This window comes from Mesorhizobium sp. BR1-1-6 (assembly GCF_020165355.1).
GTDB lineage: Bacteria > Pseudomonadota > Alphaproteobacteria > Rhizobiales > Rhizobiaceae > Mesorhizobium.
On the sequence record NZ_JAIUHZ010000026.1, the window covers coordinates 50,534 to 74,651 of the forward strand.

The window sequence follows — 24,118 nt, forward strand, 5'->3', positions numbered from 1 at the left end:
GCAGCTGTTAGGAAACTAGACGCGGCGCCTGAACGCGGTTGTGTGCGTCAAGTTCTGCAAAAAGGCGCGGAGAGCTCAACGTGCGGGCGGTAGGCCGGACAGCTGCTGTTCGGCAAATTCAAAATCCGCTTTCGCGGATGATGACGCCGGCAATCTTGCGCCAAATCTGGCCGGCAATGGAGGCGCGGCGGGCTGCGACGATCGCGGTCCCCGTCATGATATGCTGGAGCGGGGCCGGCCCAGTCACACCCATGGTGACGCGATAGAGCGACATTTCCGGAACCAGCTTCGCGTTCGGTCCTTGCCGCGTTGCGATCGGACCACCGTGGGCGGAGGCGAGCTCCACATCGGGCAGTGTCTCTATTGCGGCGCTATCGATGGCGATCACGCGGGCCGTCAGACGCGGTGAGGCAAGGTCAATGGGAACAAATGAGCCGGCGCTGCCGACCTCGATGCGCTGGAGGTCGGCCTCCACGACATAGGCATGGACGCGAGCAGCCGAGCGATCCGCAACCAGACCGACGGATTCGCCGGCCTTGACCCATTCGCCGACTGCGAGGGGCTCCGCAAGCTGCACCACAATCCCTGACGCGGGCGCGAGGATAACGAGCCGTTTCCGCTCGAACTCGGCGGCGGCAAGCTCCGCTTTGGCTCCCTCCAATTCACGTTCCAGCAGCTGCGCATCGGAGCGCAGAGCCGGATCCTGCGCTGCCGCGCGGATTCTCTTTACCAGATCATCGACGTTCAGCTTGGCCTGCTCGACCTTGAAGTCGATTTCGGGCGAGGTGAATTCAACGAGGGGCTCGCCCTTTTCCACCTGGTCGCCGACCCTCACATGGATCACCGATACGCGTCCCGGCATTTGCGAGAACAGCTCGACCTGGGTAGAGGCTGCAAGGATCCCCGGTGAATGAACCGAGCCGCGCCAGGGAATGATCAGCGCAACGAAAATGCAGGCGAAGACGGTCGAAGTGAGAACGGTTCTGGCGTTCAACGGCCTGCTTCTGCGCCTTTTCCCCCATTCGACCAGCTCGCGGAAGATTGGACGTGCGAGGAACCACCACAGCTCCACAGCGAACAGCAGGATACCAAGCGCTTTGAAGAACATGTGGTAGACCACGAGCGCGATGCCGAGGAACAGAAAGAAGCGGTAGAGCCAGGTCGAGACAGCATAGATCGTAAGGATACGACGCATCCCTGCCGACCAGGCCTCGGGTGGCGGAGCGCCAAAGTCGAACAGCAACTCCCGAAGCTTGTGCCGGGCGAGCGCGAAGGAGCGTTCCTGCAAGTTGGGAACTTCTATCAGGTCCGAGAACAAGTAATAGCCGTCGAACCTCATGAAGGGTGACATGTTGACGAGCACCGTCAGCACCCATGCGGTGGTCGCCCAGACAAATACCACGCTGCGGATTATCCCGTCGGGAAGGAAGTTCCACAGCAGCAAAGCATAGGCCGCGAGGCAGCATTCGGCCGCCACACCGGCGCAGCCGATCGCGAGCCGCTGCCGGCGGTCCTTGAGCCGCCAGGCGGCGCTCGTGTCAGTATAGAGGACCGGCGCCATAACGAGGAGCGCCACACCCATGCTTGGAACGCGGCAGCCGTAGCGCTTGGCCGTGAGGCCATGGCCAAGCTCGTGAAGGGCCTTGGACGTGAGTAGCGCTGCTCCGGCCAAAGCCGCGCCTTCCAGCGAGAAGAACCAGGGCAAAGACGCCTTGAACATATCCCATTGCCGCACGGCGAGATATAGGCCCATCAGCCCGGCAAACATCGTGGTTGCGAAAAAACCATAGCTGTAGACCCATCCCAGTCGTGGCAGCAGGGCCTCGAGAATCCGGTCCGGCCGCAAGAGCGGAATGCGAATGAACAGATAGTGGTGGAGCAGCCAGGTGAGCCATCCGTGCTTCCTGGCCGCCTTGTGCTCGAGGAGACGCCACGTCCCTTCGGGCCTCGCCTCGCGCAGCAGGTGGGCGCTGGCAAGGAAACGGAAGAACTGCTCGACATCGGTTTTTGTGGGCCGAAGCGTTGTGTCGCGGCCGATCTGGTCAGCGATCTCTTGCATGTCGCCGAGGTGCCAGCGGCACAGCATTTCGAACTCCAGCCAGCCGAGGCGGTAGAAGCGGTTGGCGGCCGGATCGTAAAGCGTCCAGCTCGGCGCCCCGCCACTGACCCGGCCGGCCGGCTCCAGGACAAGCTCGTCGCGAAGTGGCGGAAGGTCGGACGGCGCGGTCGCGGCAGCAGCGCTGTTCGGCACTGGGCGCCTGGTTGGCGCGCCCCCGCCGAGGCTCAGAACCCCAGCCATTGCCGCGCTGCCGATATCGGTCGCCGGAATATCGCATAGGCCAGTGGCACTTGCTGACCATAGAGCTTTGCGGTGCCCTTGAGTCCGATCCGCGGCAATTGCTCGTCTCGGGCAAGCCGTGCCTTCACGCGATAGGCAAGCACCCCGTCGGCACCTTGCTGCGCCTTGTATGAGACGAAGGTCAGGACAGCATCCAGCGGCCGCCCGGGCTCGATGTTCAGGAAGAGCCAAACCGGTCCGCCGATTTCAAGGTCGATCGCATCGGCAACCGGAAGGCGCGCCTCGGCCTCGACCTTGTCCGGATCGGCAATCAGCATCATGCGCTCGCCAATGGCCACGGGCCGGCCGATCCAGTCGTTCGGGTCGTCGTACACCGCTATTCCGGAGCGTGACGATTTGATCTCGGTCTGGCCGAGCTGTTCGGTAAGATAGGCGACCTCGGCCTTCTGCTGGTCAAGCTTTCCCTGGAGCACCGGCAGTGAGGCGCGGACCTTCTGGTCAACGACCGCGAACTGCTTCGCCTGGCGCAGCTCGGCTTCCGCCGACTCCTCAGCGCGGGTCGCCACCTCGAGCTGGTTGCGCAGCTTTCTCGGATCGAGGGTGACAACGGTCTGCCCTTGCACCACGGTTTCGTTGGGCTTGACAAGGACGTTCTCGACGACGCCGTCGAGCGGCGCACGGACCATGAAGGATTCACGCGGAGCGATCTCGGCCTGCGCAAGCACCGACTGGCGAACCGGCAAAAAACCGATGCCGATGAGCAGCGCTAGCGCGAGGGCAGCGGCCACGCTGCGCCGGCCCCTTCGTGCGAATGTTATCTTTTCGCGAAGAGGCCGGCCTTTGAGCTGCGCCTTCCACGCATGGCCATAGGCATCCGCCATTAGTGCCAGCAGATTCCGCTCTCCCTCGTTCAGCGGTGTCTCCCGCGCCAGCACGAGCGCACCAAGCGGAGGCGCGAGTGGAATCCATACCAGGTAGGACGGCAGCCACTCCGACCAGTCGACTGCAATCGCCGGATCGATGTCGGCGGCAACGACTTCGCGTATTCCCTCGCGACTCTGCGCATCAAGATGGGAGCAGAGCCGGCCCGCCCACACGACATGAAGCAGTGAGCTGTGTGCTCCTCCCTTCGTTTGTCGTCTTCTCTGGTCGACCCGACGCTTATGGTTCAGGATGAATAAGCACGGGGGAAGACGATGTCCTGATCAACCAGAATGTTGAACTTATAGCCAGGCCGGATTTCGAGCGTCGGCTGCACGTCGATGTTCTTCGAAATCGCCCGCTCGGCAACGCGGCCAAAGGTTTCTGCGAAAGATCGTCTTGCCGAATTTTCGGCACTGTTTTCGGAGCCAAGTGCATTGCGATCTTCCGGTATCGCCATGTCTACGCCGGCACCGATCGCCGCGATCAGGATCGCAGACCCGAATGTCCTGAGATAGTGATTGTTCACTCTGTCCTTGAAGCCGCCGTGACCTTGGGCATCGGTGCCGGCCATGCCTTCGATCTGCAGGGTCGCACCGTTCGGGAAAATGACCTCGGTCCAGACGACGAGCACGCGGCGCTGGCCGAAGGTGACGCTCGAATCGTACCTGCCGAAGAGCTTCGCGCCTTGGGGAACGAGCAAATGGTGTCCAGTGGCGCTGTCGAAGACGTTTTGAGAGACCTGTGCTGTAATGCGGCCTGGCAGGTCAGAATTCACACCCGTTATCAGCGTCGCGGGAATGACCGACCCCCGTTTGAGTTCATACGGGGACAATTGGGGAACGACACGGTTCGGTAGGTAGCCGAGATCCTTGATATCCTGATTGAAGAAGCCGGCTTTATCGCCTTGCCGGTTCGCGTCGGATCCGGCCTGGCCGGCCAGTCCAGCGCGCATCGCTGCGGCGTAAAGGTCAGTTGCGCCGGCTCGCGATGCATTCGCGCTCACCGTATCGGGAGCGCTCCCTTTGTCGCCATCCAGCTTACGTTGATCGCCGATACCGACGCTGATCGGAGAATCGTACGCTGCGTCATTCGCCTGAAGCCGGGCCATCCGCTGGCGATGCCGCTCGCGCAGATATTGCTCTTCCTGTTCACGCTGGAGGCGCGCGCGCCAGATGCGTTCCGGCTCGACCGCCGGTTCCGGCACGGCGGTGGATTGACTTGTCGTGGGTGCCGGCTTGAACGGATTGGCTGGAAGCGGCGCGGCGGTCGCCGGTGGTGGTGACGGCCGAAACACGGAGGGTTCGACGGGCGCCTCGATGACGCCGTCCGACACGCCGCGCTTGAGTTGGTCGGCGAAGTCGCGCGCGGGCGGAGAGTTCGAAGCCGAGCCGATGCCGTCACCGCCGCGAAAATACAGGCCGCGTTGCGACAATCCGTAGATGATGACGCCGAAGAACAAGATCGCGAGCGCAATTGCTGCGATGACCGGCAACCTGTTGAGGCGGCGAATGCGGGGAGCGCCATCACCGTCGCCGGATGGCTTTGTTGAAATATCGAGTGAGGACATTCGCGCCTCCTCTCAGCCGCGCCGCATGATGGACAGCGGGCTCGAAGGGGTCGCGCCTGATTTCGTGACCGCATAAGCCCTGCCAAGATCAATGGTCGATGTCGACAGACGGGCGAGCACGCTGCCTTCGAAACTGTCAACGACATAGGCGAGATGGATCAGCTTGCTGCCGTGCGTCTTCTGATCTGCCATCGCCACTGCGTAGCCCGAGCTCTTCAAGGACAATTTCATGGCCTCGCCGAAGGGAGAACCATCGGACTTGAGGACAATGGTTCCGGTGCCAGGTCCGACGACGTCCGCGAGCTTGCTCACCATGTCACCGGCGATCGCATTGGCAGCCGTTGAAGAGAGCTCCGCCTTGTCGACGCTTGCCGTGAGATCGCCCTCGCCCGGGGTCTGGCAAGCAGTGGCGCAGGCGCACATTACGGAAACAGCCGTAATCCGGGCTAGTGGTGCTAACGATCGAAAGCTGGCCATGGTCACCCTCCCCTCTTGATGGTGATCTTCTCCTGCTTCCAGCCGACGCCGGAAACGAGAACCGCGCGGTCCACCATGTAGTCGACGATCATCATCGTGCCTTTCACCCGATAGTTGACGATCCGGTTCTCGCCACCCGAGACGACGAACAGGACCGGCGCGTCCTGCCCGGCAAAAGAAGACGGGAACTGGATGTAGGTCTTGGTTCCATCCGAATAGACGCGTGTCGGCTTCCAGCGAGCGCGGCCGCTCGTCCGATAGCCAAAGTTTAGATTTTCGGCGGGCACGCCGGCGCCCGGGATCGTGGTCGCTTCCATCCGCGCGTTAATCTCGGCGAACTTCTGATTGACCTCGTCCGGATATTCGAACCCGACGCGGGCCATGTATTGTGTTTGATGCGACTTGAGCTGGATATGATAGGTGCGCCGCGACGTCGTCACGACCATCGATGAGACGAGGTCGGGTTCAGATGGCTTGAGGATCAGATGGACCGCCTGGTCACCCACCGCGCCGGATGTGGCCGGCTCGACCTTCCAGCGAACGGTGTCGCCAACCAGCACGTCCCGAACGACCTCACCGGCCTGGAGTTCTACGTCACAGACTTGGAGCGGTGAGCAAACTATGGACGGCTGCACCTCGCCATAGAGGAAGACCACCTTGCCATCGGCGCCCTTGGTGATGAGACCTCGTGACCCTCGCCATTTCCCCGAAATGCTGGTTCCTTTCGTCTCATTGGCGCTCATCTCCTGGGCCGCCGCCGAGGCCCAGATCGATGCTGAGGCTAGAGCGAGCACCGCAACGCAGGCACTCGCTCGCATGGATAAGGGGATCATGGTGTAAAACCTCAAGGACATCATAGTTGCGCGGTCCAATCGAAATCGCGAAGATACAATCCGATCGGGTTCAAGCGGATGATTTCCTCATCCTGCGGCGGGGTAAGCGTGACGGTGGCAATGCCTCGAAAACGGCGGGTCGCCGTTTCCTTGCCTTTTCGATTACGCTCGAATTCCGTCCAGTCGATCTGGTAGCTCTGGTTCGACAAGGCGACGACGTTGTTCACTTCGGTCGCGACCGTTGCGGCCTTGGCTTTCTCGAACGGCGAATTGCCCCGAAACCAGCTATTGATCTTCTCGGTTGCGGGATCAGAGGTCCGAAGAAGCGCGTAGGTGCGATCGATATACTGCTTCTGGACGACCGCATCGGGCGTGACCGACCGGAAGGAAGTGATGAAGCCGCCCAGGGCTGCGCGAACCACGCGAGGATCGGCGTACTCGATCTGTTGCGGGAAGCCGGCAACAGCCGCGGCGCCCAGCTTGTCGACCTCGACGATGTAGGGCACCAGCTTCACCTGCGTACTCTGATAGAGTGCGTAGGAGAAGCCGATCACCGCTATGGTCATGCCAGTGATGCCAACGACGCGCCAAGCGCTCGCAGACTTCACATAGCTTCCATAGCGCTCGTTCCACTCCTGGCGAGCGGCGAGATAGGGGTTGTCGGGATGGTCTCGTCTTGCCATCTGCGCTGGTCTCGATTGACTGGGAGGACGTTATTTCTTGGGTGCTGAGCTGGTTTTGCCAGAACCGGAACGTTGTTTGGGGATGGAGCGGGGCGCGTCGAGCTTGGCGTTGGCCAGACCAAGAGTGGAGGTTCCGTAAGATCCCGGTGCGCCGATCGCCTGGTCCCTCGCGGCGGACGCCAGGGCACTGCCGGCCGATCCGACACCCGAGAAAGCCCCCTTCATCGCGGCAGATCCGAACGATGCGCCCGATTGCCGGGCTTCGGAGTAGGCGGAAATACCGACCCTTGTCCCTCCATAAGCAAGGGTGCCGGCGCCGAGGCCCGCCGAAATCGCTTGACCGCCGTGGCGGATCGCTTCCATGCCGCCGGTGACAGAGACGCCCTGGACGACACCCTGCACAATGGTCGGCACGTACATGGCAACCATGAAGATGATCACCGCAATTCCAGCTATTGCGGTCGTGGCGTAGGCTGATTCTTCGGTCATTGGATCGTCAGCAATCCCGACCAAGACATCTGATCCTATGTTGGCGATCATGACGAGTGCCATCAGCTTCATACCGACGCCGAAGGCGTAGATCAGGTATCGGATTGCGAGGTCCTTTGTGAAGGACGACCCACCGAAGCCCAACATGATCATGCCGGCAAGGAGGCCGACATACATCTCAGTGATCACAGCGATAAATATTGCGGTGACCAAGCCGAAACAGATAACCACAACAACCATTGAAAATACTGCCGCCGTCGCGAGGGCGTTATCTTCGAATAGGCCGAAAGACACCTTTTCGGAGAGCGACGCACCTACCTTGAGACCAGCGTCAAAGACGTCCGCGGGCGAAACCGAGCCTGAACCTCCGCCAATCTGAAACAGGCTGTTGACCACATCTTTGGCTAGCTGCGGGCCTGTGGTAAGCACAAACAAGAAGAAGCCAATGAACAGAATGCGCCTGGCCAGTTCACCGAACCAGGCTTCGAGAGTCGCGGAATTAATCGCAAGCCACACAGCACAAATACCGACCTCGATCAAAGCGAGCAGCCAGAACAATGAGGTTGCGGCCTGAAGGATCGTTGTCTCCCAGCTCTTGGCAGCGTTCGTGATCCGGTCTTGGATCGTATCAACAACGTTGTTGAACGATTGCGCGACCACGGGTTCGGTGGTGACGAGGCACGCGGAGGTCACGCCGATCAGAACCCAACAAGGTACGAGTTGCCTACTCATCCTATATTCAATCCCAATCCGGCTTGAACGCCTTGCCATCGTCGGTGCGTGGCTTTTCGGGAAGCGCGAGGAAATCGCGATCGTCGGTCGCTGAGGACGGCTCAATCTGAGCTTGTTCTTCGCGCGGGAGCATAATAACCAGCGTTGAGATCAAGGCCGCAAGAACAACGATTCCGGTGCCGGCAATAATCGCGAGGCGTTTCATTGTTTCACCAGTTCGGCCGGAACTGCTGACCATCAGTCGTGGAGGGACTTTCCGACCGCTTGAAGAACTCCGCGCGCCGCGCCTGAGCCAGATCGTCCTTTGCCTGCTCGGACTGATACCAAGTTCCCATCATGGTCGTCTGCTGAGCCAGCAGGCCGCGCAGTTTCTGGGTCTGGGCTACCTGCTGGGTGGCGATCTGATGCCCAACCTGAAGGGCCTTCATCTGTCCGTCCGCCGACTCCGACATAGAACGGAGCTGGCGCATGGTGGCCTCTTCGCTGGAGAATTGCTCCGCGGTCAGGTTCGCCGCTTTGAGTGTGCCGGCTACGGTGTCGCGGTTCGTATCGGACCAACTTTGCCATGCGCTTGCAAAGTCCTGCCCTTCGGGCAGTTTGGATTTGAAATCGGCATAGCTTTGGAACCGCTGCTTCAGGACATCGTCGATGTTGCCCATCGAGAAGGCGATCCCCTGTCCCTGGCTGACGATCTCCTGGAGCTTTCCGAGATCGCTCTCGACTTGACCCCAAACGTGGGAAGGAAGCTTTGCCGTATTTTGCAGCATGTTCTCGTAAATGCGCATCTGGTTCTGGATCTGCTCGGCAAGCTGGGTGATTTGCTTGACTTGGTTCTGAATTTGCTCGGCAGACTGGCCGACAAGGCCGACGAGTTCTGAGTTATTGAGCAACTGGGTCCATTCGGTCGCATTGCCCGTGGCAGCACCCGCGTTGGCAGGCGTCAGCGCAGCAGGCATCAACGCGCTCGTTGCCAGCGCCGTAATCAATGGAGCAAGTGAGCCTCGCCGGATGCCGCGACTACGATTGGAGGCCTGTGTCGGCATTGTTTATTCCTCTCTCCTTGAGCCAAGCTGCGGGCCAGCCCTGGCCGTGAACGTCTCGCAATTCCTGAATGCGCCTGAGGTCATCCTTGCCGGTAGCGCCGACGAAGGAGAGCGTTGCGGGTCCGAGCGCCATGTCGAACAGCCTGCGTCCCTCGGGCGAGACGACGTAGTATTCACGCTTGGGGAGCGCCGTCGCCACGATCTCGATCTGGCGTTCGTTGAAGCCGATCCGTTCGTAGAATTCGCGTGTGCCGGGCTCCCGGGCGGCTCCGTTCGGCAAGCAGATTTTCGTCGGACAGGATTCTTTCAGCACGTCGATGATGCCGGACTGCTCGGCGTCCGAGATCGACTGCGTTGCGAGGATAACCGCGCAGTTGGCCTTGCGCAGGACTTTGAGCCACTCTCTGATCTTGTCGCGGAACACGGGGTGCCCGAGCATCAGCCAGGCCTCGTCGAGGATGATAAGACTGGGCGATCCAGTGAGGCGCTTTTCAATACGGCGGAACAGGTAGAGCAGAACCGGAATGAGGGTTCGGTCACCCATATTCATCAGCTGCTCGATTTCGAACGTCTGGAAGGACGACAGCGTCAGACCGTCGGCTTCGGCGTCGAGCAGGTGCCCCATCGGACCGTCGACCGTGTAATGCTGGAGAGCCTCCTTTATCTCACGCAACTGCACGCCTGACACGAAGTCGGAGAGGGACTTCCCTTGGGACATCGCCATGAGGGCCAGCTGCCGGGCGATGGCGTTGCGATGGTCTGGCGTGATTTTCACGCCTTGGAGCGCGATCAGCGTCTCGATCCACTCAGCAGCCCAGGCCCTGTCGCCATCGGACCCAAGTTGGGAAAGCGGGCAGAAGGAAAGCCCCTCGCCTGCCCCGACATCATGATGATCGCCGCCGACACCAAGCGTCAGCGGTAGCATTGACAATCCCTTGTCGAAGGCGAAGAGCTGCGCGCCCTGGTATCTTCGGAACTGCGCTGCTATCAGGCCGAGAAGCGTCGACTTTCCAGAACCGGTCGGGCCGAAGATCAGGGTGTGACCGACATCGCCCGAATGAAGGTTGAGCCGGAATGGTGTCGAGCCGGACGCGACCTGGCAGAGCGGCGGGGAATTCTCCGGGTAGAACGGACACGGTGCAACAGCACTGCCCGACCACACCGCATTGAGCGGGATAAGATCCGCGAGATTTCGCGTGTTGATCAGCGGCTCGCGGACATTAGCGTACCAGTTGCCTGGTAGGCTGCCGAGAAAGGCCTCCGTCGCGTTGAGTGTCTCGATGCGGGCCCCGAAGCCTTCGGCCTGAACAAGCCGGCGCACAGCTTCAGCCTTGTCGCGAAGGCGCCGCTCGTCCTGGTCGAACATCACGATAGCCGGCGTGTAGTAGCCGTGGGCAACGAGCTGCGACGACGATTCCGCAATCGCATCCTCGGCCTCGGCCACCATCATGGCGGCGTCCTGGTCGATCGACCGGGAGTTCGTCTGAAAGAGTTGGTCGAAGAAGGGGCGAACTTTCTGCTGCCACTTCTTGCGGGTTCGTTCGAGCTTCTGACGCGCCTCGACGGCATCGAGAAACATGAAGCGCGACGACCAGCGGTAGGTGAGAGGCATCAGATCGAGAGAGTTAAGAATGCCCGGCCAGCTGTCGGCCGGAAAACCGTCGATCGCCACCACGGCGAGGTAACGGCTGTCGACGAGCGGCGAAAGACCGTGATGGAAATCGGCAGTTACCAGGAAATCGAGATACATCGGGATCGCTGGCAGCCTGATCGGATGGTTCTCGCCTACGATGCAGAAGCGGACGAACTGCAGAAGCTCGTCATACTTCGCCGTGCGTGTTCCGCCGCGCTCAACTGTTTCCCGCGTGACCATGCGCCGTATCGACAGCACGTTCGCCAAATACTGTTCGAACTCGCGGATTGCGTTCCGAAAATACTTCAACACCGTATCAGCGAAACGTTCGTTGCGGGAGGCGTCGTCGGAATAGACATATTTTGCCAGCGCCGATTTGTGCTTCTGGGCCGGACGGTAGGTGAGAAGGATTGCGTGCTGGCTCTCGAAATGGCCGCTTTCGGCCTCGAAATGCCTTCGGCGCTCATCGTCGATCGCAGCACTCACCGGGTCTGGAAAATGGCCGTCCTCACACGGGGGGTAGGCGGTGGTCGGTACACGCACCGCTTCCACCTGGATCATCCAGCCGCTGCCTAGACGAGCAAGGATCGCGTTGATCTGTCGCGAGACTTCGTTGCGCTCGAAATCGGTCGAGCTTTCGGAATCCGGGCCGGCAAAATACCATCCAGCGAGCAGTGATCCGTCCTTCAGCAGCAGGACGCCGTTGTCCACCAGCCCTGCATAAGGAAGCAGGTCGGAAAACGAGGGGTCGGCATGCCGGAATTTCTTGAGTGCGACCATCATCAGCCGTCCGTATTTAGTAGGCCCGCCAGGGCGTCGATGTCGGCCGGTAATGGGCTCTGTAACGGATGTGTCGCAGATACACCGTCCGCATCATCGGGTCGGTCTTTGCCATCAGCCTGAGCAACCCGACGATGACGACCCAAATCGCGATGCCAAGCAGCGCAGAGAACCAGGTCAGGACAACGAAAATCAGAACGACGCTTGCCAAGCCCGTCACGAGCACCAGTTCCCGATCCGCGCCAAACAGAAGGTTCGGCCGGGAAAGCGCGCGATGGATCCTGACGCTGTGAAGTTGGCTGGAACGCTCAGCCATCGATGAGAACCGCGGGAGATTGGGTCGCTCTGCCCTCGACGGCTGGCTCCGTGCCGATCGACGCTCCGCCGGCCCCGAACAGCCCCACGATCTGGGTTGCGCCGAGAAGGATGCCTGCAACCAGCACGACATAAACCAGTCGCCGTGCGAAATCGTTCAATTCACCGCCGAAAATCAGCATGCCACCGGCGATCGCCACGGCCGCCAGTGCGATTGTACCGGCGACCGGTCCGTTTATCGACTGCTGGATCTGTTGAAGCGGACCCTCCCAAGGCAATCCGCCCCCACCGCCGGCGGCTAGCGCCGAGTTGTTCGACAGGACAAGAGAGGCCGTCAATCCAACAGAAGTCCTGATCGCCCTATGCGACATGGCGGTGCCCCTCTTCGCTGCCGTGGGATTCGATGCGGTAACGGCCGTCGCGATAGCCCTCGACAACCAGCAGTTCACGAACGCGCCGACCTTTCGGCGTGCGTTCGATGGAGATGACCATGTCGACCGCCTCACCGATGATTTCGGGCATCGGGTTGGAACTGACTTCGGCCGTCAGCTGCTCGAGGCGGGTCAAGGCCGAGAGCGCGCTGTTTGCGTGGATCGTGGCGATACCGCCGGGATGGCCGGTGTTCCACGCTTTCAGCAGCGTGAGTGCGGCGCCGTCGCGAACCTCGCCGACGATGATCCGGTCGGGTCTCAGACGCATGGTGGATTTGAGCAGTCGGCTCATGTCCACCGCATCAGTCGTGTGGAGCGCGACGACATTTTCTGCCGCGCATTGGATCTCGCCCGTGTCTTCGAGAATAACCAGGCGGTGTTCCGGCATCAGGCTGACGATCTCGCCGATGACCGCGTTGGTGAGCGTTGTCTTGCCCGTCCCCGTGCCACCAGCGACGACGATGTTCATCCGGTTCTCGACAGCGTTGCGAATGACCGAAGCCTGGTATGGGGTCATGATCTTGTCGCGCACATAGCTGTCGAGCGGGAAGAGCCGCGTGGCGCGCTTGCGGATCGTGAAGACGGGTGCCGCGACCACCGGTGACAACAGGCCCTCGAACCGATGTCCGCCGATCGGCAGCTCGCCAGAGATGATGGGCCGGTTGAGGTTCACTTCCGTTCCGAGCGCGTGAGCGACTGTGCCAATGATCGTCTCGGCCGCCTGCGGCGCCAACCTGCCTGCCTGCGTGATCGGTTCGCCGATGCGTTCGACGAAGAGCTGCCCGTCTGGATTGAGCATGATCTCGACGACGAGCGCGTCGTCGAGCGTGTTGCAGATCGTGCTGCCCATGGCCTCGCGAAGTTTTCGCACGAGCCGATGGTGTGATTGCGAAGTGGGCATCATTTGAGGATCATCTTGGATGCATCTTGGATCAATCCGCCGTCACGCTGCGAGTGGGCGCGCGTCCAGGGAGAAGGGCTGATATCCGTTCGCCCGAACGCGAAGCGCATTTTGAAGGGTGGCTGGAACGATGCCGGCAACCGCGATCGTGTTGCCGATCGGATGGGGCGAGCCGAGGCGATTGAAAGGTAGCCCTGCCCTGCCAAGGATCTTCTCAAAACGGATGTCGGTGACGGTCGCTACTTCGCAATAGCCGTTGACCAATGACCATTCCAGGATGCCTGCGAACAGCGCCATCGTCGTCTTGTGGAGGCCTCTGGCCGCGTTCCTGGATCCAAGCTCCGTGTCCACGCAAAACCGGGAACTTTCGATCAAGCCTGAATGGCATGGCATGGGATCGCTACCGAGAAGGACCGGAAACGTCTGGCCCAGCATTGTCGGACCGGTGGCCGGAAGAAGGCGTGCGCAGCCAGCGACATTGCGTAAATCGTCGGTCACAGCGAGGAGATAGGTCGGATCGAGCGCATCGTATTCATCTGTTTCGCGCCCGGACTTGACCGTCACGTTCCAGCCGAGGCGGTCTCTGAACACCCGCGCGCGCAGCGCGTGCATTTGATCAATCAGCCCATCCCCTGCGCTGCTTTCTCCATTCCTGACCGCAACTATCTGCATGCCTTTTTCTCCGCGCTGTTTCGATAGTGCGAAAGAAACAGCGTTCGAGCAGGCGGACCATTACGGGTTTCCGAAGGTCGGCCAGGTAAATCCGAAGATTCACCCGTCTGCTAGCGATGGTTGCATTTTTGAGGTTGATCTCAACCGCCTGAACCTCAATATGAGACGCACCTTTTTGCGGCTGGGGCAGTAAGAAGGAGTGCCGATGAAGTCTCTGAAGCCACAGTTTGAAATGCTGCGGGACTGGTTGAAACTGGCGCCCGACAAGCCTGCCATCGATCAGGCCTTGCGCAGGTTCGCCAACGCGCAGGGGTTTGAATGGTTCACCTATCTCTCGGTACACGAGGCGGACGTGTATGGGATGTCGAACTATCCGGTGGCGTGGCAGAAGCACTATCTCGACAGCGGGCTGGCCAAGGTGGATCCTGTCGTTGAAGCGGTTTCTCCAAGACGCGGTGCCTACGCCTGGTGGGAGAGCGGCTTGCCCGTTCCAGCGAGAAAGCATCACCGGACGTTCTTCGGCGAAGCCCGGAATTTTGGCATCCGCTCGGGGATCTCTATCCCTATCTTCGATGGTTTTGGAAGGCGGGCTCTCTTCACCTTCTCGTCGCGCGAGCGCAAACCCGACACCACCATGTTGGCCGACCCCTATTCGGTTCTGACGCTTGGTGCCTTTGTCGATGGCTATCTGCAGAGCCGCGATGATCAGCAGCTGATGAGCGCAGCCGCCTCTCCTTTGACGAGCTATCAGCTCGAGTGCCTCGCATGGCTCCTTGCGGGCAAGACCAACGACGACATTGCGACGCTGCGCAACGTCAGCCGGCGAGCCGTCGAGTTTCAGCTGCAGAACATTCGCCGCAAACTCAACGTCCTAACCACCTATCAGGCCCTCGGCATCGCGATAAAGCGCAAGTGGATCTGAGCTTGCGGAAGGACCGCTCGCTGATTTGGTGTTCTGGCGGAGAGTGGATCGTTTCCCAGATATTCTGATGACCGAGACCCGACGGGCTCGCCAACGAAGAAAATGCTAAACCTGGCGGCGCCAGGCTGAGATAATATCACTCCAGCGCGCGCAAATGGCGCACCGGCCGGCTATTGATGATCCGGTCACCCGCTGTCGCTATCGAATTCGAGTCGATGCCGAAATGCCGGTAGAGATCATCGATGGTCCCCGATTGGCCGAAGTGTTCGACGCCAAGGCTGCGCGTTCGGTGGCCGGAGACCGAGCCAAGCCAGCCTAGTGCCGCCGGGTGGCCGTCGGTGACGGTAATGATCGCACAATGGGCTGGAAGGTCGGCAAGCAGCCTTTCGACATGGCTTCTTGCATGGATGAGGCCGCGCTCGCGTGCGCGGCTTGCCGCGGTCCAGCCGGCGTTCAACCGATCGGCTGATGTCACTGCCAGGAGACCGATATCGCGACGGTCCTCAGCCATCAAACCGACCGCTTCGATGGCTTCCGGTGCGACGGCGCCGGTGTAGGCGACGATCAGCTCGGCATTCGGGCCTGGACGTCTTAGCCAATAGGCGCCGTCGACGATGTCGCGTTCGAGTTCCGGCGTCATGACGCGCGCAATCTGCTCGACGGGACGTGTCGAAAGCCGCAGATAGACCGACCCGCCGGTCTCGTCGCGTAGCCAGGTACGCTCCGATTGCACCGCGTCCCCATCGCGTTGCATGTAATCGAGTGCGAAGCGCATAATGACGCTCAGCTCGTCGACAAAGGCCGGCTCGTAGGCGGCAAGCCCATCCTGCGCCATTCCGATCAGCTGGGTGGCGATCGACTGGTGCGCTCCGCCCTCCGGTGCCAGCGTAATGCCTGACGGCGTGGCCACGAGCAGGAATCGCGCATCCTGATAGCAGGCATAGTTGAGCGCATCGAGACCGCGCTGGATGAACGGATCATAAAGCGTGCCGATCGGCAGCAGCCGCTTGCCGAAGATCGAATGCGACAGTCCGAGCGCCGACAGCAGGATGAACAGATTATTCTCGGCGATGCCAAGCTCGATATGCTGGCCGGACGTGCCGAACTCCCATTTCTGCGCCGAGGCGATACGTTCGTTGCGGAATGTGTCCGCCAGCGATTCCCTGGCGAAGAGGCCGCGACGGTTCACCCATGGGCCGAGATTGGTCGAGACCGTGACGTCCGGAGATGTTGTGACAATCGCATCGGCAAGCGGCCCACCGGCGCGCGCGATCTCGTCCAGGATCCGGCCAAAACCGATCTGCGTGGAGACGATGCCTTTGGCCTCCGAGACAAGATGACCAGGAACGAGCATGCGCTGGGCGTGACGGCGCCGTTTGCCCTTCGCCGCGAATGGAACAGCATCGAGAAACCGTTGAAGATCCAGTTCGCCCATATCCAATCCTTCGAAGGCGTTCCACTCGCGCCCCTCGACGACCGACATCGACGCACGAAACGTTGCCATCTGGTCCTTGGTCATCAGGCCGGCATGATTGTCCTTGTGACCGGCAAGCGACAGCCCAAAACCTTTGATGGTGTAGGCGATGAAGCATGTCGGCCGCTCGTTGCCGCGCGCCGTGTCGAAGGCATCGAGTAGGGAGGGCAAATCATGACCGCCGAGATTGGTCATCAGCGCGGCCAGATCGGTATCGGAGCGGCGATCGAGCAGTGACGCGACTTCCGGCTCTTCGCCAATGTCGGCCAGCAGGCGTTTGCGCCAGGCGCCGCCGCCTTGAAAAGTCAGCGCCGAGTAGAGTTGGTTGGGGCAAGCATCGATCCAGTCGCGCAGCGCCCCGCCGCCTGGCTCGGTGAAGGCGGCATGCTGGAGGGACCCGTACTTCAGGATGACGACGTCCCAGCCGAAGTTGCGGAAGATGCTTTCGAAGCGCTCCCACAGCCCCTCGCGCAGGACGGCATCGAGGCTCTGGCGGTTGTAGTCAACGATCCACCAGCAATTGCGCAGGCCATGTTTCCAGCCCTCCAACAGCGCCTCGAAGATGTTGCCCTCATCCATCTCGGCGTCGCCGATCAGCGCCACCATGCGGCCCTGGGACATGCTTTGGTCACGGGCCAAGAGATAGTCCTGCACGAGCGAGGCGAACAGCGTCTGTGCAACACCCAGCCCCACCGAGCCCGTGGAGAAATCGACATCGTCGACGTCCTTGGTCCGCGATGGATAGCTTTGCGCTCCGCCAAAGGCGCGGAACTGCTCGAGTTTTTCCCTGGTCTGGTTGCCGAGAAGATACTGAATAGCGTGAAAGACAGGTGATGCATGCGGTTTGACCGCAACGCGATCTTCCGGCCGCAGCACTGAAAAATAGAGGGCCGTCATGATCGTCACCAGCGAGGCGGATGATGCCTGATGCCCGCCGACTTTCACTCCGTCAGTGCTTTCGCGAAGATGGTTGGCGTTGTGGATCGTCCACGTCGACAGCCACAGCACCTTTTTCTCCAGCGCCGAAAGCGCATCCAATTCCCGTTCGTCCAATTGCCCAGCCTCCTGGTGAACCGATCGAAATCATAGGCCGAGGTAAAAGCCAGTTGTCGCTAAACTTGCCTGATTATGGCGCCTAGTTTAGCTGCTTTGATCAAGATCGATGATAGGAGTGTTGATCTGTGCCAAAAATCCGACTGGACGATATCGACCGCAAGATCATCGCCGCGCTTCAAATCGATGGCAGAATGACGGCGCAGCAACTTGCCGATCAGGTCGGCCTCTCAGCCTCGCCCTGCGCGCGCCGCGTCCGCATGATGGAGGATAGGGGCGTTATCACGGGCTACGCCGCGCTCATCGACCAAGATCTCGTTGATCTACCAATCTCGGTGTTCGCCTCGATCAGGTTAGAGCGTCAGCGAGAGAACGAACTGGAGCGGTTCAATACGGCCATCGGCCGCTGGCCGGAGGTCGTCGACTGCTATCTGATGACCGGGCAGCGCGACTATCTGCTGCGCATCGTGGTGCGCGACCTGCAAGCCTATGACCGCTTCCTCAAGGAAAAGCTGACGCGGCTCGATGGCGTTGCCTCGATCGAATCCAGCTTTGCCCTTGCCCAGATCAAGCGGTCCAACCGGCTCCCGATCGACACGTGAGCCTATGGTCTGGCCAGGCAATGCTGAGTCTCAGGCATGGTCAGAGACGCGTTTGATCCCGCTGTTTGAATGCTGATCCGCTCGGTCCCTGCCACAACCGAGTTCCGAAAAAACTGTGCACCAGAAGCGGTAGTCGCCCGTGCGGCCATCGAAATGGGCTGTCAGCGCGCAATGTGCCGCGGCAGTCGACGCATTCGATCCATAAAGCTCGATAGCTGCCCGAGCCATGGCATCCGGGTCGGCCAGCTCCCAGAGCGTCAAGTCGCCAAAACCTGCACTGTCGCCACGGCGATCGGATTGAATTTTGGGCATAGCATAACCTCCCGCGGGTTGGGGTCCAGCGAGGGCAGCGGTGCGCTGCGAGGCCGGACGTTGGGAACCCACGTGGAGTGAGCCACGATCCAAGGGCGTTACGCCCAGGATATTCGTCGTGTCGTCCCTGGCCTACGGCATCTTCGCAAGGCGGTGGTAGCCACCCGCAGAAGGTTGCGCATGACAAATTTATTGCAGAGCGCTGTCTGGAAAACAATCTGTGTTGATGGGTGCGAGTATGATCAGTCTGTGCCCGCTGGTGATGATCGTACGGCGATCGCCGCCACTGGGCGGCGGCCTCGTCCAGAGGAATGGCGAGCTGGCGCTGATTGCCGACTGGCGTCGGCGATCGTCAGTGGGCGTGGACCATGCGTAAACGGCAGCGCAGCGGCAAACCAATTCGTCGAACGTTCGTATAAGCCTTCGACGACACGCTCATTGGACCTCGGGTTGATCCATGGACTTCCTGTGGTCCGTCCAGTCCATCATGGGTGCCACGGCCACTCCTTGGCCTTGATTCATCATTTTTCTTTAAAATCAAATCGTTAACCTGCCGAGTGCATACGAATTTTCGCCAGAATACCCCCCTTTTTCGCCACGTTTTGATCTCTCAGTGCACACGGAGCGCACACGAAAAAATGGCCAACTACACAGAACTCCCGTGCGGCTCCTAGCGTGTCCAAGTCCGTCGCAAATGTCGCTACGTCAGCGAGACTTTCCTGCGCCGAGACGACGCACATACCGATAAGCAATAGGAGTTCCAAAAATTGCCAGGGCAGATCAATAGCGCCCCGAGGTTGTTGAATTGGCCGCTGATGTTGTTGCCGCGTATGTCAGCAATAACCCGGTGCCAGTCAGCGAATTGCCAAGCCTCATTGTGTCGGTTCACCGGGCATTGTCTGACCTTAGCGGGCCTGTGGCAGCCGCTGCCGCAGAGCTATTACCCGCCGTCAATCCAACGAGGTCGGTCACGCCGGACTTCATCATCTGCGTTGACGACGGCAAGAAGTTCAAATCGCTGAAGCGCCACCTTCGTCAGCTTGGCATGACGGCCGATGAATATCGCCCTAAGAGGAACCTACCTGCCGACTATCCCATGGTGGCGCCGAACTATGCCGCGACGCGATCAGCACTGGCCAAGGCGTCGGGTCTTGGGCGCAAGCCGGTTCCGCAGAAGAAGGCTCCTGCGAAACGCACGGCCAAAGTCGCCTGACGCGAACTAATCCTGCCCTGTACTGGGCAGGCCACTGCCGGTATCACGATGTGGTCATCAGTTGTCGCTCACTCGCCAACATCGCTGCAATTGAGACTGCACATCCGGACCAACCAGCCTCCACCAGCCTGACGCTCAAAGACGCTGAGTGATGTTCCGTTTCCCGTCGCTTCACCTTCTGAGTAGGCCGCAAGACACCAGGCGAGGTCGCCAGAGCTCCCCGCCTCCGTTACGGCAAGCGTCTTGTTGGTGCCTGCGCCTTGTGTCCATACGGCGTGCAGCGACTCTATCGCCGCGCGGCCGCGGGCCGGGGGCGCATAAGGCGAATGGACTTCCCCGTCAGGTGCGAATATGGCTGCGCAACCGGCGGCGTCGTTCGATCGGTATGCAGCGACATAGATGTCCAAAAATTCCTGCAATTCATCGCGGATCGACATCTCTAGAGTTCTCCTTCGTTGCCAAGCTTACGCGGCAGTTCCGGCCGTAACTCATCTCTGAGAAGTTCGATTAGCCTTCCAGCATCACTCTCAGTTAGCTTCGGCAACTCCTCACACACACGATACCAAGGCAACTGAGTGTCCGTGTAGATATGCCTGGTGACCCTGGCCTCGGCCGGCCTGTCCAAGGTGCCCACCGTGATATTCGTCAACCAGTCATCCTTCCACCTGGATGCCTGCCATACGATCCGAGACCCGCAATGCCCACAAAACCCACGTTTCCCGTCATCCGACGAAATATAGTATTTTGGGCCATTTTTCAAATATCTGAGAGTGCCGGCCTTTACTAAGACCGTAATCTCAGCCGGGTGGCCTGTGCTGCGTTGGCAAATGGTGCAGTGGCAGATATAGCCGTTCTGAAGATAGACCTCTGCTTCATATCGAACGCTGCCACAAAGACATCCTCCAGTGACTTTCGTTGTTTCGTGCCTCACCTGTTGCCTCCTGTGAACGGGTCCCTGTGTTTCGCCGCAAAAGTCAGAGCGGCGGTCGCGCTCTAGAATATTAGCCACATCTTGATGAGCGGGCATCCACCTCAAAAACCCTTGGATGAGACAGGATCAGCCGCCGAAAGCCCGCGCCTCGGCGGAGGACGCGGGCCCGATCGGGGGGCCGATCTTCAGCAGGCGATGGAGGGCACCACCTGCCGCACACGTCAATCGTTAGCGATAGCTAATGTTCCGTCCGGACTGGGCTGGTCTTTGTCATCCCCGAAACCGCTCGGTGTGCCAGATGATCTTGCCATCAACCGTCATCGGCTTATGGATCACCAGGCGCTTCGGCAAATGCTCAGGATGCAGTTCCAGCAATGTGATCGTCACCTGCGGCTTGCACCGGCTGCAATCGAACTTCAGTGACAGCGGGTCGATGCCACCGCCGTAGACCATCATCGAGTCGGCTGAACGGCAGTAGCGGACGTTGCCGCAGCTGCATTCCGCCTTGACGAGCATTTTGTGCCGGGTCGCCTTGCCCAGTGTGTCACTCGTCAAGAGGCTCTTGACTCTAATGTTCTCTTTTTGTTCACTGCCGCAGGATAACCAAAGGAGCATGATGTGGACCTCGTTCTGTCAGTTCCGGGCGCGTCGCCCGAGGAATTTCGCCAGGTTTGGCGGCCGCAGAGGAAGCACTTGCGCGCGCTGGCTTCACCCCTGAGGAAGCCGCTTACGGCGCCTTCGCTGTTGAGGGTTGGGATATCAACGGTGCGCCCGAAGATGGTCCCGACCATTCGACGTCGCGCGCCGCAAGTGCTTGGGGGCAAGCCCATGCGGCAGCAATGGAGGCCTGTTGTGACGGCTGGCCGGAGAGCCGCAAGGCCATATCGATCAGCCTGGAGTTGCTGACCGATCCCGAGACGCATTCGCAGACCGTTCAACAGCGCTGGCAATGCTTCGCGAACATCTCCAGCAAGATGGCAAGGACACGTTGAACGGGGAGGACGCTATTCTGGGTTGGCGGGTTGCTGCCGAGGTTGTTGACCAGCTTTCAATGCGCGACCTGATTGGCGACTGTATATGGCTTTTACCGCCCTATCCCTTCCCCATCTCCGACCGGATGAGCCGACCGAACCGAAGCGCCGAGCTGTGCGCGACGCAATCAACGCGCTGGAGGCAGCAACCGAGAAGCCGACCTCACACTGATGCCGAAACGCAATCGCGTCACGCCGGCGCCATCGGTTATTGACCGGGATTGGCCGTCCCAAGGTAGCGTTGCCGGATGACATCTGCACCGACCGGAACCTGACTTTGATCACGCAGTTCTGCCAGGACGCCAACATCAAGCCACAGATCGGGCACGGGCAAGCGATATGGCCGAGCGGCAAATATGAGGACTATCACATCCACTGCTTCGCCGACCCCGCCGCGGCCAAGGCGTTCCTTGACCATTTTGGCGGCGAAATGTTCGATCCGAAACGCGATCGGGAGGGTGGAAAATCCGCGGTGTCTGGCGTCGCACGGGCGAATACAAACGCATCCTCGACCTTGGACCTTTGAGCGTTCCCGAGATCCTGCGCAACTCGGGGGGCAAAACATGTGCAAGCTCTAAAATCTCACCACCAGCCAAGAGGCCATACCCCAATGGACGCATGTCCTCCGGGACGTCCTCGGCAACCTGGAAGCGTCGATCGACATCTATCCGAACAGGCCTGGCCCGGTAGTTCGCAACGCGCAGGATGGTCAGCGCGAGTTGGCCAATCTCCTTTGGGGGATGCCGACGCCGGCCGAGCGCGTGAAAGGTGCCGCCGACTTCGGCACCACGAACATACGAAATCCGCAATATGGCCACTGGCAACAATATGTCAGGATCGAGCATCGCTGCGTGGTTCCCGTAACCAGCTTCGCCGAGCCCTCCCCGACCCCTGGCGACAAGGACCCCGAAACCGGCGTTCAGCGGAACTACTGGTCGCGCTGAACGAGGAACGTCCTTTGTTCTTCTTCGCAGGCCTATGGACGCCCTGGCATGGCGGAGCTTGTCGACACCCCGCCCGAGGGTGACGACTGGTTGCACGAGGTCAAATTCGACGGCTACCGCACAGGTTATCAAGGACGCCGGCGGCAGCTTTGCGCAACCGTGACCAAGCGATCCGACCTCGGCCCGCCCAAGTCCGGCCATCGGCATGGTGGCGATCCGGCTCGCCAAGAGGACAACTTCTATACCTGCAAAATCTGCGGCCAGAAGGTCGACATGCGCGACCTGCGCCAGGCCATGTGGCATGAACAGCCCGACCACGAGCCGCTTGAGATCGACTAGTCGAGACCAGCGCCGCCATCTCTCGCGCAGACGTTCCGCTATCGCGGAACATCGAATCTCAATTTTTGCTGATATTCTATTTGTGGCGGACCCCAACCGCCAGGCCGGCGTCTCACCAAGGCAGGTTACCCCACCCACCCCCCAAAGTAAGGCGCCGGCCACCTTGGCTCTGCACGACACCAAGTACGTCGTTGTACAAGCCGCAGCCCTATATCGAGCCTCTGTACTGGGTAGCCTCAACCCATAGTGCAATCGCGATCGCCGGCGACCGCCCCTTTACTTCCATATCGCGACCTCTATGGCCGCCAGCCGCGATCCATACCGTCTTTGAACGCTGATAGATTTTAACGCCCCGTGCGCTCGCCCAAGCGCCCAATGCTGCGCCATTTCGACCGAAAAGATGGGTCGATGCTGTTCCTTTGTAAGAACGCTGCATGTCCATAGTCCCCTGCTCATACTGTCCCACGGAATGAATAATCAGATTACTCCGTTACAGTTATGTGTCGGCGGAAGCGCGATCAGGTATCTATCATTAGAAGACCCGTCACTAAGAAGCAGTGACGGGCTTTGGTCGCGAACGACTGTCGGTAGGCGACGACCTGAGGTCGCCGCCATTGTTTGCCCTGCTGGCGAAATCGGTGCACGATGCTTGAATGGACGTCGAAAAGCTCGATCTGTTGGCCGGCCTTGAAGGTGAGTTGACGCTATGGGAACTTGCCGACACCAGACGCATGGCGCAGGCGGCCGTTGAGCTTTATGGGTCGAGCGCGGCGACTGCGGCAGCACACTGCGCGCTACATGCACATTTTGACGGTCGCGAAAGTGACTATCGCTTCTGGTGCAAAGTATCCCACGGATTAGCAGCGAATGCTTAGGCCCCGACAGGCGCTTCTGGACTCCAAGCCAAAATAGCCGCATCCTCTCATCGGGGAGTGGGGTTTGGACAAATATCGACACGACAATCGGCCTGCCCAATGGCGCAATCGGACCAGCGCCAAGCTGCGACGTGCCCGCCAATTGGCGGCCATTCCGAAGCGGCTGATCTTCGTGACCGTGGCTGCGATGGCAGCCTTCGTGGCGCAGTTCGTCATGCAGCACAGCGACCGCATGCCCGAGCTCAATTTCCCGAACTGGACCGGCCCGGGCCCGGGCCCGGCGTCGATCGCCGGCGTCGCTTCGGTCATCGATGGCGACACGATAGAGATCCACGGACGCCGCGTAGGCGTGAACGGCATTGACGCGCCTGAGTCAGCCCAACGATGCCATGACGCCAAGGGCTTTCGCTACCAGTGCGGCGCCAATGTCGCGGCAGCACTCGACGGATTCTTGGCCGCATCGAGGCCGGTCACATGCACTTTCGTGGCGTGGGACCGCTACAACCGCTTTGTAGCCAACTGCCAGCGTGCGGACGGACCGACGTCGCCGCATGGATGGTCGAACATGGCCAGGCGCTCGACTGGCCCAAATACAGCGACGGCACGTATGCAGGGCAGCAGGCAAAGGCCGAGGCGGCGAAGA

At 60.3% G+C, this 24,118-nt stretch carries 28 protein-coding genes; 9 read left to right on the forward strand and 19 right to left on the reverse strand.

Features of this window, described 5'->3' with window-relative positions; translation table 11 throughout:
* Positions 1-118: 118 nt before the first annotated feature.
* The 14 genes from LB545_RS28715 to LB545_RS28780 all read right to left on the reverse strand — a co-directional run bounded on the left by LB545_RS28715 (position 119) and on the right by LB545_RS28780 (position 13,779).
* Positions 119-2,086, reverse strand: a complete 1,968-nt coding sequence (locus LB545_RS28715) for an efflux RND transporter periplasmic adaptor subunit (RefSeq protein WP_181171901.1) — start codon at positions 2,084-2,086, stop codon at positions 119-121.
* Between the two features lie 197 nt (positions 2,087-2,283).
* Positions 2,284-3,396 carry an efflux RND transporter periplasmic adaptor subunit gene (locus LB545_RS31085; protein WP_140584544.1) on the reverse strand — a complete coding sequence of 371 codons (1,113 nt, stop codon included), beginning with the start codon at positions 3,394-3,396 and terminating at the stop codon, positions 2,284-2,286.
* Positions 3,397-3,467: 71 nt separating this feature from the next.
* A complete protein-coding gene (trbI, locus tag LB545_RS28725; protein WP_140584543.1) occupies positions 3,468-4,790 on the reverse strand; it encodes an IncP-type conjugal transfer protein TrbI in 1,323 nt (440 codons plus the stop codon).
* Positions 4,791-4,802: 12 nt separating this feature from the next.
* On the reverse strand, positions 4,803-5,267 hold the full coding sequence (gene trbH, locus LB545_RS28730; RefSeq protein WP_140584552.1) for a conjugal transfer protein TrbH: 465 nt from the start codon (positions 5,265-5,267) through the stop codon (positions 4,803-4,805).
* Positions 5,268-5,269: 2 nt separating this feature from the next.
* On the reverse strand, positions 5,270-6,085 hold the full coding sequence (gene trbG, locus LB545_RS28735) for a P-type conjugative transfer protein TrbG (RefSeq protein ID WP_224706184.1): 816 nt from the start codon (positions 6,083-6,085) through the stop codon (positions 5,270-5,272).
* A gap of 35 nt (positions 6,086-6,120) precedes the next feature.
* Positions 6,121-6,783: a conjugal transfer protein TrbF gene (locus LB545_RS28740; RefSeq protein ID WP_140584541.1), complete on the reverse strand. Its 663-nt coding sequence runs from the start codon at positions 6,781-6,783 to the stop codon at positions 6,121-6,123.
* 30 nt (positions 6,784-6,813) lie between these two features.
* Positions 6,814-8,004: a P-type conjugative transfer protein TrbL gene (gene trbL, locus LB545_RS28745; RefSeq protein WP_140584540.1), complete on the reverse strand. Its 1,191-nt coding sequence runs from the start codon at positions 8,002-8,004 to the stop codon at positions 6,814-6,816.
* 7 nt (positions 8,005-8,011) lie between these two features.
* Complete coding sequence (locus LB545_RS28750; RefSeq protein ID WP_140584539.1) at positions 8,012-8,209, reverse strand: hypothetical protein; 198 nt, start codon at positions 8,207-8,209, stop codon at positions 8,012-8,014.
* A gap of 4 nt (positions 8,210-8,213) precedes the next feature.
* Positions 8,214-9,047 carry a P-type conjugative transfer protein TrbJ gene (trbJ, locus tag LB545_RS28755; protein ID WP_140584538.1) on the reverse strand — a complete coding sequence of 278 codons (834 nt, stop codon included), beginning with the start codon at positions 9,045-9,047 and terminating at the stop codon, positions 8,214-8,216.
* Entirely contained in the window at positions 9,022-11,460 is a 2,439-nt protein-coding gene (locus LB545_RS28760) for a conjugal transfer protein TrbE (protein ID WP_140584551.1), read from the reverse strand. The genes trbJ and LB545_RS28760 overlap by 26 nt, the downstream gene beginning before the upstream one ends.
* 16 nt (positions 11,461-11,476) lie before the next feature.
* Positions 11,477-11,776 (reverse strand): conjugal transfer protein TrbD, encoded by a 300-nt coding sequence (locus tag LB545_RS28765; RefSeq protein ID WP_140584537.1) that lies wholly within the window; start codon positions 11,774-11,776, stop codon positions 11,477-11,479.
* The gene (locus tag LB545_RS28770) at positions 11,769-12,146 is read right to left on the reverse strand and encodes a TrbC/VirB2 family protein (protein WP_140584536.1); all 378 of its coding nucleotides are present in this window, start codon (positions 12,144-12,146) and stop codon (positions 11,769-11,771) included. Before LB545_RS28770 ends, LB545_RS28765 begins: the two co-directional genes overlap by 8 nt.
* Positions 12,136-13,107 carry a P-type conjugative transfer ATPase TrbB gene (gene trbB / locus LB545_RS28775; protein WP_140584550.1) on the reverse strand — a complete coding sequence of 324 codons (972 nt, stop codon included), beginning with the start codon at positions 13,105-13,107 and terminating at the stop codon, positions 12,136-12,138. Before trbB ends, LB545_RS28770 begins: the two co-directional genes overlap by 11 nt.
* Positions 13,108-13,149: 42 nt before the next feature.
* Positions 13,150-13,779, reverse strand: a complete 630-nt coding sequence (locus LB545_RS28780; protein ID WP_140560153.1) for an acyl-homoserine-lactone synthase — start codon at positions 13,777-13,779, stop codon at positions 13,150-13,152.
* A gap of 205 nt (positions 13,780-13,984) precedes the next feature.
* Here LB545_RS28780 and LB545_RS28785 point away from each other — a divergent pair, with 205 nt between their 5' ends.
* Positions 13,985-14,701, forward strand: a complete 717-nt coding sequence (locus LB545_RS28785) for an autoinducer binding domain-containing protein (RefSeq protein ID WP_140500821.1) — start codon at positions 13,985-13,987, stop codon at positions 14,699-14,701.
* A 136-nt stretch (positions 14,702-14,837) separates the two neighbouring features.
* Here the strand turns inward: LB545_RS28785 and LB545_RS28790 are convergent, their stop codons facing one another.
* Positions 14,838-17,228, reverse strand: a complete 2,391-nt coding sequence (locus LB545_RS28790) for a transketolase-like TK C-terminal-containing protein (RefSeq protein ID WP_140584535.1) — start codon at positions 17,226-17,228, stop codon at positions 14,838-14,840.
* 128 nt (positions 17,229-17,356) lie between these two features.
* On the opposite strand from LB545_RS28790, the gene LB545_RS28795 reads away from it, so the two are divergent.
* The gene (locus tag LB545_RS28795) at positions 17,357-17,830 is read left to right on the forward strand and encodes an Lrp/AsnC family transcriptional regulator (RefSeq protein ID WP_140500822.1); all 474 of its coding nucleotides are present in this window, start codon (positions 17,357-17,359) and stop codon (positions 17,828-17,830) included.
* Positions 17,831-17,860: 30 nt separating this feature from the next.
* Here LB545_RS28795 and LB545_RS28800 read toward each other — a convergent pair whose 3' ends face one another.
* A complete protein-coding gene (locus tag LB545_RS28800) occupies positions 17,861-18,142 on the reverse strand; it encodes a hypothetical protein (protein ID WP_181171900.1) in 282 nt (93 codons plus the stop codon).
* Positions 18,143-18,947: 805 nt separating this feature from the next.
* On the opposite strand from LB545_RS28800, the gene LB545_RS28805 reads away from it, so the two are divergent.
* Entirely contained in the window at positions 18,948-19,355 is a 408-nt protein-coding gene (locus tag LB545_RS28805; RefSeq protein ID WP_140584534.1) for a MucR family transcriptional regulator, read from the forward strand.
* Between the two features lie 68 nt (positions 19,356-19,423).
* Here the strand turns inward: LB545_RS28805 and LB545_RS28810 are convergent, their stop codons facing one another.
* The 3 genes from LB545_RS28810 to LB545_RS28820 all read right to left on the reverse strand — a co-directional run bounded on the left by LB545_RS28810 (position 19,424) and on the right by LB545_RS28820 (position 20,802).
* Positions 19,424-19,792, reverse strand: a complete 369-nt coding sequence (locus LB545_RS28810) for a YybH family protein (protein ID WP_140584533.1) — start codon at positions 19,790-19,792, stop codon at positions 19,424-19,426.
* Between the two features lie 2 nt (positions 19,793-19,794).
* Positions 19,795-20,382: a GFA family protein gene (locus LB545_RS31250; RefSeq protein ID WP_140584532.1), complete on the reverse strand. Its 588-nt coding sequence runs from the start codon at positions 20,380-20,382 to the stop codon at positions 19,795-19,797.
* 174 nt (positions 20,383-20,556) lie between these two features.
* Positions 20,557-20,802 carry a hypothetical protein gene (locus tag LB545_RS28820; RefSeq protein WP_140584531.1) on the reverse strand — a complete coding sequence of 82 codons (246 nt, stop codon included), beginning with the start codon at positions 20,800-20,802 and terminating at the stop codon, positions 20,557-20,559.
* Positions 20,803-20,957: 155 nt separating this feature from the next.
* Between LB545_RS28820 and LB545_RS28825 the strand changes: the two genes are divergently transcribed.
* The 6 genes from LB545_RS28825 to LB545_RS28850 form a co-directional block, all read left to right on the forward strand.
* Positions 20,958-21,278: a hypothetical protein gene (locus tag LB545_RS28825; RefSeq protein ID WP_140584530.1), complete on the forward strand. Its 321-nt coding sequence runs from the start codon at positions 20,958-20,960 to the stop codon at positions 21,276-21,278.
* Positions 21,279-21,594: 316 nt separating this feature from the next.
* The gene (locus tag LB545_RS28830) at positions 21,595-21,843 is read left to right on the forward strand and encodes a hypothetical protein (protein ID WP_224706179.1); all 249 of its coding nucleotides are present in this window, start codon (positions 21,595-21,597) and stop codon (positions 21,841-21,843) included.
* A 118-nt stretch (positions 21,844-21,961) separates the two neighbouring features.
* A complete protein-coding gene (locus LB545_RS28835; protein ID WP_348641473.1) occupies positions 21,962-22,261 on the forward strand; it encodes a hypothetical protein in 300 nt (99 codons plus the stop codon).
* Between the two features lie 48 nt (positions 22,262-22,309).
* Positions 22,310-22,600 carry a hypothetical protein gene (locus LB545_RS28840; RefSeq protein ID WP_224706181.1) on the forward strand — a complete coding sequence of 97 codons (291 nt, stop codon included), beginning with the start codon at positions 22,310-22,312 and terminating at the stop codon, positions 22,598-22,600.
* Positions 22,601-23,253: 653 nt separating this feature from the next.
* Positions 23,254-23,475, forward strand: a complete 222-nt coding sequence (locus LB545_RS28845) for a hypothetical protein (RefSeq protein ID WP_140584528.1) — start codon at positions 23,254-23,256, stop codon at positions 23,473-23,475.
* Between the two features lie 64 nt (positions 23,476-23,539).
* The coding region (locus LB545_RS28850; protein ID WP_224706182.1) for a thermonuclease family protein at positions 23,540-24,118 on the forward strand (579 nt) is incomplete at its 3' end.